Annotated in this window: 13 protein-coding genes; 1 reads left to right on the top strand and 12 read right to left on the bottom strand. The window is 41.7% G+C overall.

Annotation, left to right across the window (positions count from 1 at the left end; translation table 11 throughout):
- Positions 1-419: 419 nt before the first annotated feature.
- The 12 genes from htpG to J6O61_RS06575 all read right to left on the bottom strand — a co-directional run bounded on the left by htpG (position 420) and on the right by J6O61_RS06575 (position 12,328).
- Positions 420-2,594, bottom strand: a complete 2,175-nt coding sequence (gene htpG / locus J6O61_RS06630) for a molecular chaperone HtpG (protein WP_292211107.1) — start codon at positions 2,592-2,594, stop codon at positions 420-422.
- A 154-nt stretch (positions 2,595-2,748) separates the two neighbouring features.
- The gene (locus J6O61_RS06625; protein WP_292211105.1) at positions 2,749-4,434 is read right to left on the bottom strand and encodes an AMP-binding protein; all 1,686 of its coding nucleotides are present in this window, start codon (positions 4,432-4,434) and stop codon (positions 2,749-2,751) included.
- Positions 4,406-5,158: an acetyl-CoA carboxylase carboxyl transferase subunit alpha gene (accA, locus tag J6O61_RS06620; RefSeq protein ID WP_292211103.1), complete on the bottom strand. Its 753-nt coding sequence runs from the start codon at positions 5,156-5,158 to the stop codon at positions 4,406-4,408. The genes J6O61_RS06625 and accA overlap by 29 nt, the downstream gene beginning before the upstream one ends.
- Positions 5,159-5,170: 12 nt before the next feature.
- Positions 5,171-6,004, bottom strand: coding sequence for an acetyl-CoA carboxylase carboxyltransferase subunit beta (locus J6O61_RS06615; RefSeq protein WP_292211101.1), 834 nt, complete (start codon positions 6,002-6,004; stop codon positions 5,171-5,173).
- A 3-nt stretch (positions 6,005-6,007) separates the two neighbouring features.
- On the bottom strand, positions 6,008-7,336 hold the full coding sequence (locus J6O61_RS06610; RefSeq protein ID WP_292211100.1) for an acetyl-CoA carboxylase biotin carboxylase subunit: 1,329 nt from the start codon (positions 7,334-7,336) through the stop codon (positions 6,008-6,010).
- A 1-nt stretch (position 7,337) separates the two neighbouring features.
- Positions 7,338-7,772, bottom strand: coding sequence for a 3-hydroxyacyl-ACP dehydratase FabZ (gene fabZ / locus J6O61_RS06605; RefSeq protein ID WP_292211097.1), 435 nt, complete (start codon positions 7,770-7,772; stop codon positions 7,338-7,340).
- Between the two features lie 48 nt (positions 7,773-7,820).
- Positions 7,821-8,240, bottom strand: coding sequence for an acetyl-CoA carboxylase biotin carboxyl carrier protein (locus tag J6O61_RS06600; protein ID WP_292211095.1), 420 nt, complete (start codon positions 8,238-8,240; stop codon positions 7,821-7,823).
- Between the two features lie 3 nt (positions 8,241-8,243).
- Positions 8,244-9,482, bottom strand: coding sequence for a beta-ketoacyl-ACP synthase II (gene fabF, locus J6O61_RS06595; protein ID WP_292211092.1), 1,239 nt, complete (start codon positions 9,480-9,482; stop codon positions 8,244-8,246).
- Positions 9,475-10,215, bottom strand: coding sequence for a 3-oxoacyl-[acyl-carrier-protein] reductase (gene fabG, locus J6O61_RS06590; RefSeq protein WP_292211088.1), 741 nt, complete (start codon positions 10,213-10,215; stop codon positions 9,475-9,477). The genes fabF and fabG overlap by 8 nt, the downstream gene beginning before the upstream one ends.
- Positions 10,208-11,143, bottom strand: a complete 936-nt coding sequence (locus J6O61_RS06585) for an ACP S-malonyltransferase (protein WP_292211085.1) — start codon at positions 11,141-11,143, stop codon at positions 10,208-10,210. Before J6O61_RS06585 ends, fabG begins: the two co-directional genes overlap by 8 nt.
- Entirely contained in the window at positions 11,131-12,087 is a 957-nt protein-coding gene (fabK, locus tag J6O61_RS06580; protein WP_292211082.1) for an enoyl-[acyl-carrier-protein] reductase FabK, read from the bottom strand. The genes J6O61_RS06585 and fabK overlap by 13 nt, the downstream gene beginning before the upstream one ends.
- Positions 12,088-12,106: 19 nt before the next feature.
- A complete protein-coding gene (locus J6O61_RS06575) occupies positions 12,107-12,328 on the bottom strand; it encodes an acyl carrier protein (protein WP_292211079.1) in 222 nt (73 codons plus the stop codon).
- Between the two features lie 114 nt (positions 12,329-12,442).
- Here J6O61_RS06575 and J6O61_RS06570 point away from each other — a divergent pair, with 114 nt between their 5' ends.
- Complete coding sequence (locus tag J6O61_RS06570) at positions 12,443-13,297, top strand: MerR family transcriptional regulator (RefSeq protein ID WP_292211076.1); 855 nt, start codon at positions 12,443-12,445, stop codon at positions 13,295-13,297.
- Positions 13,298-13,299: the final 2 nt, after the last annotated feature.

The raw sequence follows: 13,299 nt of genomic DNA, 5'->3' as shown, positions 1-13,299 counted from the left end.
CACCGCTAGGTGCTGGCCCTTTACTGGTTCTGATGGAAACGCTACAATGCAGGAACCGACGGTGAGTGAAAGATTACTGTTCCCATCATCCTCACCGTCGGCAAGATGGCTACTGCGTTTCCATCAGGTTCAGTCATCAGGGTGGCGGACGTTGCCAGGTCCTATGGCTATATCATAAAAATGGATGATCATATAAAATTGTAAATGCAAGAATGCTTACGCTATCCGCGTAAGCATTCGTAACCATAATCAATTCTATTTTATTTCCTGTTGCTAATCTACAACATAAGATAAGCCACATACATATTTTTTCTCTGACATTATTCCTAATCTACAACGTAGAATATAGCACATACATTTTCGTAAATACTCTTCCAAATCTCCAGAGTAATTTCAATCTACGCCATAAATTGAATATATTATTTTGCAAGAACCATCATAATGTCGTTGCTGCGAGCAATGAACCTAGTCATTGCCTCGCCTTCAAGCGGAGCGTTCTGGATGCGTGCAAGATCATAGAGCTGTTCGCAGATCATCTTGGTATTGTCACCATCTTCATGCTCCATTACATACTGAACAAGTGGATGGTTGGCATTTAGAATAAGTGTCTGGCCTTCGTTACCAAAGTCGCCCATGCTCATTCCGTTCATTGCATACATCTTCATCATCTCAGCCATACGTCTTGACTCTTCTGATACTGTAAGCATAGAAGACATCTTCTTATCTTTGAGCTTCTCAAGCTTGATAGTAAGCTTATCATTCTTAAGAGCCTTTTTGATCTTCTCTGAAAGCTCTTTTTCCTTCTCTTCAAGCTCAGCTGCTGCCTTCTTGGAAGTCTTGGACTTGAATGTATCTGTAAGATCAGCATCGATTCTGGCAAATTTTATGCCTTCGTTCTTGGCTTCAAGCTGCTGCATGAAAGGAACATCAATGTTGTGATTCATGATGAACGCTTCCATCTTCTGAGCCTTAAACATCTTGATGTACTGACTCTGCTGCTGTTCATCAGTTACATAGTAGATTGTACGAGGTTCTTTTTCTTTGTTATCATCAGCCGTCTGATTCTTCGAATCGTCTGCGCCATTTTTGCTTGACTCTTCGGAATCATTGACTCCACCGGAAACTTGCTCTTTCTCGTTTGGTGTCGCTCCAACCACTTCTGCCTCGACCTTATTGCCGTTTTCATCTACAGCCTCTTCCTTGGCTGCTGCCTCTTCAGCTTCCTTGTTGATCTGAAGTGCTTCAGGAGTTGTAAGATACTTGCCATCAAGGTTCTTAAAGAGGATGTAGTCTGTCATCTTCTCGCAGAACTTGTCGTCTCTGAGGCAACCATATTTAATGAATGGGCTGATATCATCCCAGTACTTGTCGTAGTTTTCTTTATCAGTCTTACAAAGACCTGCAAGCTTCTCTGCAACTTTCTTTGAAATGTACTCAGAAATCTTCTTGACAAATCCATCATTCTGAAGAGCACTTCTTGAAACGTTAAGCGGAAGATCAGGACAATCAATAACACCCTTAAGCAGCATCAAATACTCAGGAATAACTTCCTTGATGTTATCTGCAATAAATACCTGATTGTTGTAAAGTTTGATTGTTCCCTCTATTGACTCAAACTCCATGTTGATCTTAGGGAAGTAAAGAATACCCTTTAAGTTGAAAGGATAATCCATGTTGAGGTGAATCCAGAAAAGGGGCTCCTTATAGTCGCGGAAAACTTTTCTATAGAATTCCTTGTACTCCTCATCTGTACAGTCCTTAGGAGTTTTAGCCCAAAGAGGATGTGTATCATTAAGAAGCTGAGGTCTTCTCTTTATCTTAAGCTTCTTCTCCTCTTCCTTTTTCTCATCCTTATTTTCGCCATCTGCCTTGGTCTCATCTTTCTTTTCAGGCTCAACGACTTCTATAACCACATCAGAATCAAGTTTTTCTGATTCTTTGATTGTCTCTGTTCCTTCCTCATTTTCCTTGGAAAGATAGATTTCATATGGCATGAATGAGCAGTACTTCTCAATAACTTCTCTTGCCTTGTATTCGTTACAAAACTCAAGACAATCCTCTGAAAGATGAAGAGTTATTGTAGTTCCAACTTCCTTTTTGTCTCCGTCTGACATCTCGAAGTCTGAACCGCCATCGCATGTCCAGTGAACAGATGCAGCATCTGACTTATATGATAATGTGTCGATATCTACTGAATCAGATACCATGAATGTTGAGTAAAATCCAAGTCCGAAATGACCGATAATCTGATCTGCATTGGCCTTGTCTTTGTACTTGTTAAGGAAATCAGTAGCACCTGAAAAAGCTACCTGGTTGATGTATTCCTCAACCTCTTCTGCTGTCATACCGATACCGTTATCAGTGATCTTGATTGTCTTTTCTTTATCATTAAGGACTACATCTACGCGAGGCTTAAATCCATCAGGAAGAGTATATTCTCCCATCATATCCATTTTGCGGATCTTGGTAATGGCATCGCATGCATTTGAAATTACTTCTCTGTAAAAAATATCATGATCCGAATAAAGCCATTTTTTGATTATCGGAAACATGTTTTCGCTGTTAATTGAAAGATTACCTTTTTTTGAAGCCATAATTCTCACTCCTTTTTTATGTTTTAGTCAGGAACTGCATTGAAATTAGTTCCTTAGCATCTTACTAACCAAAGACTAGTTTAAAACCCTATCAGACAAAAGTCAATAAAAAATTAGCACTCACTTAAAATGAGTGCTAATAATTGCCTGATGACTATTTAATACTTTCATAATCCGCTTTTCTTATGGCTGACCTTAATATCTTTCCATTGGCATTGTGGGGGAGGGCTTTTACAAAACTGATCAGTCTCGGATACTTGTAAATAGCTGTGCGCTCCTTTACAAAATCCTGTAACTCCACAGCAAGCTTATTATCCGGTTCAAAGCCTTCATTAAGCACTATGCTGGCCTTGACCAGCGCTCCTCTGTTTTTGGAAGGAAAGCCAGTCACCGCACATTCAAATACTGCAGGATGTCGCATCAAAACATCCTCTACTTCAGAAGGTCCTATCCTGTAACCACTTGACTTAATGACATCATCATTTCTTCCGACAAAGAAGTAATTTCCGTCTTTATCCCTTACTGCCATGTCTTTGGTATGATATACTCCGCCCTCAAAAGCTTCCTCATACATTCTCTCATCCCCAAGATAGCCCGTAAACACTCCTATGGGGCGCTTACCGTTTTTGGGAATAATAACAATCTCCCCCTCCGCGCCATCAGGCACATGGACGTTTTCTTCATCCACAAGTCCTATTTTGTACAGTGGTGATGCTTTGCCTATGCTTCCCGGAATTTGCTCTTTACCGATTACAGTACAAAGCTGAAGTGCTGTCTCCGTCTGTCCAAAGCCCTCACGAACAGGGAGTCCTGTCTTATCCTTAAACTTTTTGGAAACCTCTTTTGGCATTGCCTCTCCTGCAGTTGTTACAAAGTGCAGGTTCTCCAGATTATATTTCTCCAGGTCTTCAAGCACCAGATATTTATATATTGTAGGCGGAGCGCAGAAAGTATTGACCTTTTCCTCTTCCAAAAGCTTTAACATATCACCGGCATAGAACTGCTCATAATCATAGACCAAAATAGCCGCTCCCAAAAACCACTGCCCGTAGAGTTTTCCCCATGCTGTTTTGGCCCATCCGGAATCCGCAACCGTCAGATGCAGCCCGTCCTGCTTTATTCCATGCCAGTTTTTTGCAGTAAAAATATGTGCCAGTGGATATGAAAAGTCATGAATTACCGCCTTGGGCGCCCCGTTGGTTCCTGATGTAAAATAATAAAGCATCGGGTCACTTACTTTCGTATCCACCCTTTCCAAAGATTCATCGGATTTTTCCACAATATCCTCAAAACTGATTTCTTTCCCATATCTGTCACCCACAACAATCAGGCAAACGTCACTTCCTGCAAGAGCTTCTTTCACCTTATGACAGATATCCCCGGAATTAACGCATATTACCGCCTTTGTATCTGCAAGCTTTACTCTCTCTTTAATATCTTCTGCTGAAACCATGTGGGATGTTGGAATGGCGATTGCCCCCAGCTTATGAATGGCAAGAATGCTGACCCAGAACTCAAAACGTCTTTTTAAAAGAAGCATAACGCTGTCGCCTCTGCCTACTCCCAGGCTCTTTAGCGCATTTGCAGCCTTATTGGACAAAACAGACATATCCTTGAAGGTAAACCTTGTAGTTTTCCCATCTGCAGTCTTATGTAAAAGAGCCAGCTTATCAGGGGAAACATCTGCAAAAGAGTCAATAACATCATAGGCAAAGTTAAAATCATCACCGTAGGTAAACTCTATATCTGTGATATTCCCTGTGCTATCCTTTATTTCTTTATAATAATCTTCATAGATCATAACATTTTCCTTAATAACCAACTTTTCTAAACTTTTCATATCGTCTGTCAACCAGCTCTTCTTTTGAAAGCTCCATAAGATTTTGCAGACAGTTTACAATTTCGTTTTTAAGTTTTTTCTTATCTGCACTAAATATCCTGTCAATAAGACCAAGTTCATATAGCTTTGGGGCAGTCAGGCAAAGAGCTTTTGCAGCCACGTCAGCCTTCTCTACATTTTTCCAGAGAATATTTGCACAGCTCTCCGGAGAAACAACGCTAAAATAAGCATCCTCCTCCATCCATATTTCGTCCCCATGGCATAGGGCAAGGGCTCCTCCGCTTCCCCCTTCTCCTATGACCAATGATAGAACCGGGGTTTTCAGATTTGACATTTCAAAAAGACAATCTGCGATTGCTCTCCCCTGACCTCTTTCCTCTGCATCTATTCCGGGATATGCTCCTGCCGTATCCACAAAACATACAACAGGTCTGTCAAACTTCTCCGCCTGTTTCATAAGCCGAAGCGCCTTTCTGTACCCTTCGGGCATTGCACTTCCAAAATTATGTAAAATACGGTCATTTGTATCTTTTCCTTTTTCAATACCGATGACCGTAACAGGAATATCGCCTATTTTACCTATTCCTGCTACTATCGCCCTGTCATCACCAAAAAGTCTGTCTCCGTGAAACTCAGCAAAGTCCTTTACCAAAAGCTTTATGTAATCCACAGAAGTCAGCCTTTTCTCTGACCTGGCATTTTTTACAATCTCGTAATCGTTCATTTCACCATTTCCCTACATTCCATGCAGCTTTAACAACCTGTCAATGTAGTCCTTTTGTTCAGGTCTTTTTACTATTTCATCTATAAACCCGCATTCAAGAACCCTCTCTGCTTTCTGAAAGCCTTCAGGAAGCTTTTGATTAAGAGTCTTTTCAATTACCCTTGGTCCTGCAAATCCGACTCTTGCTCCCGGTTCTGCCAGGGTAATATCTCCCAGCATCGCAAAAGAAGCATCTACTCCTCCCGTCGTTGGATTAGTCAAAAGAACTATGTAAAGATTTCCTTTACTGTCATGCCTTTTTACTGCTGCGGAAACCTTAGACATCTGCATCAGAGATACCATACCCTCCTGCATTCTGGCACCGCCTGAAACCGTAACTCCGATAACAGGAAGACTTTCTTTTGTAGCATATTCAAAAAGCCGTGTTATCTTTTCACCTACAACCGCTCCCATAGAGCCCATCATAAAGTTTCCGTCCATGGCAAAAATACAGACCTTAGATCCTCCGATAGTAGCAGTTCCGCAAATAACGCCTTCATTTTCGCGGCTCTTTTCTTTAGCCGCCAGAATTTTTTCTTCATACTCCGGAAAGCTTAAGATATTTTTTGACTCAAGGTCTCTGTCCATTTCTACAAAGCTTCTTTTATCCGTAAGCATAAGTATGCGCCTGCGAGCCCTTACAGGAAAATAATGTCCGCACTCAGGGCAGATAAAAAAATTTTTTCTGATTTTAGAAACAGATACCTGTTTTCCGCATTTTTTGCAGGTTATCTTTCGGCTCACCCGTCTGTTTTCGGTATTTTCAAGCTCATTGTTCACTTTCAAAAATAAGCTCTTAAGTTCCATATCCTACAACACTTTCTGACAGATTCCCGTATCATAATTACCTATGACAAATCTGCCGTTTTCCATAAATTTCATATGCATGTCTCTGTTATTGTCCACCCCCAAAAGCACAAACTCCGAAAGGGCGCTTTTCATCTTTCTGATTGCTCCGTCTCTGGTATCTGAGCAGACAATGAGTTTTCCAAGCATAGAATCATAAAAAGGTGTTATTACAAAGCTTTGATAAAGAGCTGAATCAAACCTTACATCGACTCCTCCCGGAACATGCAAAAGTTCAACCTTACCCGTTGCCGGCTTAAAGTCTTTGGCATTTTCAGCACATATCCTGCACTCTATAGCATGCTTTTTACTGATAATATCTTTTTGCTCAAATGGAAGTTCCACACCTGCAGCTGTTCTTATCTGCCACTCTACAATGTCAATACCGCACACCATCTCCGTAACTGAATGCTCAACCTGAAGCCTCGTATTCATCTCCATGAAAAAGAACTGATCCTGCTTTACAAGAAATTCCACAGTCCCGACGGTCACGTACCCTACTTTGACAGCAAGATTTTTTGCTGCCTCATACATCTTTTGCCGTAGTTCATCGGACAGCGCCGGTGCCGGACACTCCTCAATAAGCTTTTGATTCTTTCTCTGAACAGAACAGTCCCTATCCCCAAGTATCAGGACTTTTCCTTTTTTATCCGCAATTATCTGAACCTCCACATGCTTTACGTTTTCCAGATACTTTTCCATAAACACGGCATCATCACCAAAAGAGCTGGCGGCTTCCTTTTTTACCTGCTCAAAGGCTGAAACAAGATCTATTTCCTTCCTGACTACTCTGATTCCCTTGCCGCCTCCCCCAGCTCTGGCTTTTAAGATAACAGGATAGCCAATTCTTTCTGCCTGCTTTTTTGCATCGTCACTTCCTGTTAAAATCTCACTTCCCGGAGTAACAGGAACACCTGCGCTTACCGCAATTTTTCTGGCAATTTCCTTTTGCCCCATCTTGCGCATTACATCCTCACCGGGACTTATAAGCACAATTCCGTTTTCCTTACTTTTCCCGGCAAATTCAGGATTTTCCGATAACATCCCATATCCGGGATGAATTGCTTCGGCATTTGTTTTTTTGGCTACAGTCAGAATTACATCCATGTTCAGGTAGCTGTCTTTTACCAGCGGGCCTCCAATACAATAGCTCTCATCTGCCATTTCCACATGAAGAGCATTTTTGTCGGCTTTGGAATAAACGGCAACTGTCTGTATTCCCATCTCTTTACAGGCTCTGATGACTCTAACCGCCACCTCTCCTCTGTTTGCAATAAGAATTTTAGAAAACATGTCAGTTTCCTCCTTCATTCTCCAAAATGGCAAAAGAAAAATCGCCGCTCATGCACTTTTTGCCATCTACAGTAAGTTCCCCATGAAGCAAGTACATAGGGTGACTTGATTTTAAAAGCTTTGTATCAATCCGTATAGTATCTCCGGGCTTTATCATTCCCCTGAATCGCACCTTGTCAAGACCTGTATACACCGGAGTTGCGCTCTTTCCTCTCATCTGCTCCTCAAACATTATGCACGCAGACTGAGCCATCATTTCACACTGAATAACTCCCGGAACGATCGGATTTCCGGGAAAATGCCCCTGTAAAAAGAATTCATCTCCCCTTACCTTATAAAAAGCTGTAGCTGATCCATCTTCATTAAGGAAAGCCTCATCTATCAGCAGCATAGGTTCTCTATGGGGAAGAATTTCTTTTATCTCATCTCTGTTCATACTAACCTCACCTTACAATAAAGAGTCGCTGTCATAAAAAAGCTCTTTCTATGATATGACAAAAAGAACCTGATCAAATTCCACCAAATCACCTTCATGGGCGCAAACTTCTGTTACTGTGCCATCAACAGGTGATTTAACCTCATTCATCATCTTCATGGCTTCGAGGGTACAAAGAACATCACCTTTTTTTACGGCATCACCCTTATCTATGGCACTTTTACCATTTACACTTCCGTAAAAAACTCCAAGAAGCGGCGCTTTTACTTCTGTGCCCTCTATATCTTTGCCTGTTTTCTTTTGGTCCTGCTCAGGCTTTTCAATAGTTTCTTTAACTTCCTGCTGTCCCTTTGACATAAAATCAGAATTTTTTTTCAGCTTAAGACTGAAGCCACCTTCGGAAACTTCCATTTCCGATAACCCCAGCCTTTCAAACATCTCTTCATAATCTTTCAAAGAATTATTCATAGCTTATGCCTCATAGCGTTTAAATGCGATACATGCATTATGCCCGCCAAAACCAAGAGAAGTGCTGATGGCATATTCTATATCTGCATGAACTGCCTTATTTACTGTGTAATCAAGATCGCATTCCTCGTCCTTTTCCTTGTAGTTGATAGTAGGAGGTATAATGCCATCTCTAAGAGCCAGAACTGAAGCGATAGCTTCAACTGCTCCGGTTGCGCCCATCATATGACCTGTCATGGACTTAGTTGAGCTTATGTGGATGTCATAGGCTTTTTTACCAAATACCGCCTTTATAGCCTTGGTTTCCATGGCATCATTTAAGTGTGTTCCTGTGCCGTGAGCATTTATGTATATTTCACTGTCATCACTGATACCGCCTTCTGCTACTACGCTTTTAATCGCCCTGACTGCTCCTTCCCCTTCGGGATCCGGAGCTGTAATGTGATAAGCGTCAGCAGTATTGCCATATCCTACAACTTCAGCAAGAATATTTGCTCCGCGTTTTTTGGCATGCTCGTACTCCTCAAGGATGAGGATTCCTGCACCCTCGCCCATTACGAAGCCTGCTCGCCTTTTGTCAAAGGGAAGGCTGCCTTCATCGGGATTTTCGGAAAGATTAAGTGCCTGACAATTTATGAACCCCGCCATTGCAAGTTCATTTATGGAAGCTTCGCTCCCTCCTGCAATTATGGCATCTGCATATCCGTGCTTGATGGCTCTGTAGGCTTCGCCCAAAGTATTGGTTGAAGTAGCACAGGCTGTTACTACAGGAAGAGTCGGTCCCTTTGCTCCAAACTTAATAGATATTGCTCCTGCTGCCATATTGCTTATCATCATCGGAACAAAAAACGGCGACACCATATCCGGTCCTTTTTCTCTGAGTTTATCCTGTTCCCGGATGGTTGAATTAATTCCGCCGATTCCTGAACCTATATAAACCCCCAGTCGCTCCTTATCTATGTCCGAATCAAGGATACCGCTCTGCTCCACCGCCTGCTTTGCTGCTGCCATGGCATACTGCATGAAAAGATCGGATTTTCTGATTTCCTGCATGCTGTCATAATAATCCTTTGGGTTAAAATCCTTTACCTCTGCATCGAGACTGACTTTAAGACCTGAAGCGTCAAACCTTTTTATGGTGTCTACTCCGCAAACTCCATTCTTTAAACTGTTCCAAAAAGTATCCAGATCATTTCCGACAGGTGAAATAACCCCCATTCCGGTTACAACTACTTTATACATACATTCCTCCATCCACTTTGATAACTTCTCCGGTGATGTACGAAGACTCTTCGCTCCCCAGAAACAGAGCCAGCTTTGCAACATCCTCCGCCCTTCCAAGCTTTCCAAGCGGTATCATTTTTTTCATTTCCTCTACCTGACTCTCCCCCAAAGCCGCAGTCATCTCAGTAGTAATAAAGCCGGGTGCGATGGCATTACATCTTATGTTCTTTTTCCCGTACTCTCTTGCAACTGATTTTGTAAATCCTACAATCCCCGCCTTTGAAGCAGCATAATTGGTCTGTCCTTTATTCCCCATAAGTCCCACAACCGAGCTTATATTTATGATGCTTCCGTTTCGCTTTCTTACAAAATTTCTGATAAAAGATCTTGTGACAAAAATAGTGCCTTTAAGATTCACGTCAATTACGCTGTCAATATCATTTACACCAAGATTCGGCAAAAGATTATCTCTTGTTATTCCGGCATTGTTAACTAAAATATCTACGCCGCCAAAATCTGCAATTATCTCCTGTGCCACACTTTCTACCTGGTCCGCATCTTTTACATCGCATACATAGAGCCTTGCCGTAACATTAAGACTTGTAAGCTCTTTAATAGTAGCTAGTGCTTCACTGCTTTCTTTCGTTGCTATAACTGCAATATCTGCGCCATTTTCAGCATATTTTAAAGCAATGGCCTTTCCAATTCCTCTGCTCGCCCCTGTAATAACCGCCTTTTTTCCACTAAGCATCCTTTTTAAGCTCCCTGATAACATTCTGTAATGAGTCCATATCGTTTATGGAGTAGATTTTGGCACCTTCAACAGTTCTTTTTACAAATCCGGAAAGTGTCTTGCCGGGACCGCACTCAATGAAAGTATCTACTCCGTCTTTTGCCATGTTAAGAAGCGTCTCCTCCCACCTTACGCTGTTACATACCTGATCGGAGATTGTGTTTATCATCTCTTCTTCATCATTAGAGTAAGGCTTTGCAGTTTTATTGGCATAAAGAGGTATAGAAGATTTTTTAAGATTGTAGGACTTTCCTTCCTTAAAGTCTTTCCTTATGCTCTCCGCTGCCTTTTCCATGAAAGGTGTATGGAACGGTCCTCCCACAGGAATATCCACAAATCTGACTTTTTGCTCAGTCAGCTTTTCCTTTAAGCTTTCTATTTTCCTGCTTTCACCGGATACCACAATCTGGCCTGGGCAGTTGTAGTTTACGGGATAAACTTCAAGCTCCTTGCAGAGCTTTTGTAACTTATCCTTATCCATTCTAAGGACCGCTATCATGCTTCCGTCAACGTCTTCGGAGAGCTTTTGCATATACCTTCCCCTCTGACATACGAGCTTAAAAGCCTGTTGCCTTTCAAGAATTCCTGAAACCGTAAGTCCCACGATCTCACCAAGTGAAAAGCCTGCTACCACATCCGGCTGTATACCGTTTTCCATAAGTCCTATCGCACCTGCCAAATCTGCCAAAAACAGACAAGGCTGTGTGTTTTCTGTCTTTTTCAGTTCTTCTTCTGTCCCGGAAAACATCTGTAAAAGAGTCCCTGGACGAATCGCCTCTGCAACTCCGTAAAAATCGTGTACTGCAGAAATATTCTCAAAAAGATCCTTTGCCATCCCCGGATATTGGCTGCCCTGACCGGCAAATAAAAAAGCTATTTTTCCCATACCACTTCCTCTGCACTTTTTGAAAGAAGGGCAAGTGCATCCCTGTAAATTCCTGTTACGATTTCCTCACATGTTCCTTCCGAATTAACAAGTCCCGCTATCTGTCCGCACATGCAAGACCCCATCTTTACATCTCCGTCTATTGCAGCAAGGCGAAGTGCTCCTGCTCCCATTTTTTCAAGTTCATCAGGTGTAACATTTGGATCAAGCTCTTTTGCCTGGAAATTTCTGGTCATGCGATTTTTAAGCGCCCGTACAGGATGTCCCAAGGTTTTACCTGTGACAATTGTGTCTCTGTCCTTTGCCTTTAAAACCTTTTCCTTGTAATTGTCGTGGACGTTACATTCCCTGGCCGTAAGAAACCTTGTCCCCATCTGTACAGCCTTTGCTCCCAGCATAAAAGCTGCTGCCATTCCTCTTCCGTCAGCTATTCCTCCCGCTGCAATAACAGGAATGTTAACTGCATCAACAACCTGTGGCACCAGCGCCATAGTTGTGGTATCTCCGACATGTCCGCCTGATTCGCACCCTTCTGCCACAACAGCGCTTGCTCCCATTCTCTCCACCATTACAGCAAGAGCTACACTTGCTACAACGCAAATAACCTTAACGCCTGCGCCTCTTAATTTTTCCATGTACTTTGCAGGATTACCGGCGCCTGTGGTAACAACTTTTATTTTTTCCTCACATACCACTTCAACTGCTTCATCTATGTAAGGACTCATGAGCATAAGGTTTACACCAAAGGGCTTGTCCGTAAGCTCTTTTGCCCTGATGATCTGAGCACGAAGCTGCTCCCCGTTGGAATTCATGGCTGCAATAAGTCCAAGTCCGCCTGCATTAGAAACTGCAGCCGCAAGATCTGCATCTGCAATCCATGCCATTCCTCCCTGAATTATCGGGTACTCTATTCCTAGCATTTCACAAATAGGATTACTATTCATTGCTGTTCCTCTCGAAGTGTCACTGCTTTTCAATATGTTCTACAAGCTTGTCAATTGTTGTGATTTCCTGAGAAAGCTCAATTTTGCAGTCAAGTTCTTCCTGCATCTGCATAACAAGCTCCATGATGTCCAGAGAATCAAGTCCTATCTCTGTAAATGTCATAGAAGATGAAATCTCTTCCTCGTTCTTATCAAGATACTCTGCGATTATACGAATAATTGTTCCCTTTACGTCTTTCATTTTTAAGTCTCCTTTTGATATTTAAAGTTTATTATTTATCAATTCTTTGTTACAATAATCTTTGGGGTTACCCCCAAGTCAAGAGCTAAATTTCACTTTTTTAGAGGGTTTTTAATGTCAACTTATCACGATTACAAAAACAACGAGCAGGAATACTCACTCACCGTGAGCCAGTTTGCAAAACTATGTGGGACCACAAGAGATACTCTAAGACACTACTACGAGCAGGACATACTTATGCCCAGAGTAGATGAAGACAACGGATATCACTATTATTCAGCTTCTCAGATAAGCTCATTCTTTTTTATAAGCACCATGCGTCAGGCAGGCTGCAGTATCAAAGAGATACGGGACATTATCCACAACTCTTCAAGAGAAGCCATCGAAAAACTCACAAATTCAAAAATTCTGGAGATGCAAAGGGAACTTTACAGAATCAATAAGAAAATAAGCGCTTTGCACCTTGGCATGTGGATTTTGGGAGAATTTGGAAGACACAAGAAAGGTTCATTGTTTTTACAGTCAATACCGGAGCTTAGTATTAGCAGAACCCCTGTCAGAAACAAGGATTATGCACACCACGCCGCAGACATCGCCAATGATATATCGGTTCACTTAAACAAGGCTACTGATAATGACTCATTATCTATTTTTCCCACCGGCGTAAGCATATCCTATGATGACCTTATAAAAAAACACTACGTATACAACAACATAATAAGTCTGTCTTTTCTTCCATCAGACAATATAAATACCTTCCCTTCCGAAGGAAATCTTGCTCTTTGCTGTCATCAGGACAATATGACAAAAGACATTGAAAAAACTTATCAAAAAATGGTTAATTACATAAAAAAGAACAGGCTAAAAGCCTGCTCTGATCTTTATATAATAAGTCTGATCAACCTGTACGATCAGGAAAAAGAACATACTTATTTCAAATATTTATTTATATTTGTAAAACCGGCCTAAGA

Origin of the sequence: Butyrivibrio sp. (genome assembly GCF_017635265.1) — a bacterium.
Lineage (GTDB): Bacteria > Bacillota > Clostridia > Lachnospirales > Lachnospiraceae > Butyrivibrio.
Note: the sequence above shows the minus strand (reverse complement) of the source record. Positions and strands in the feature narration are given on the sequence as shown.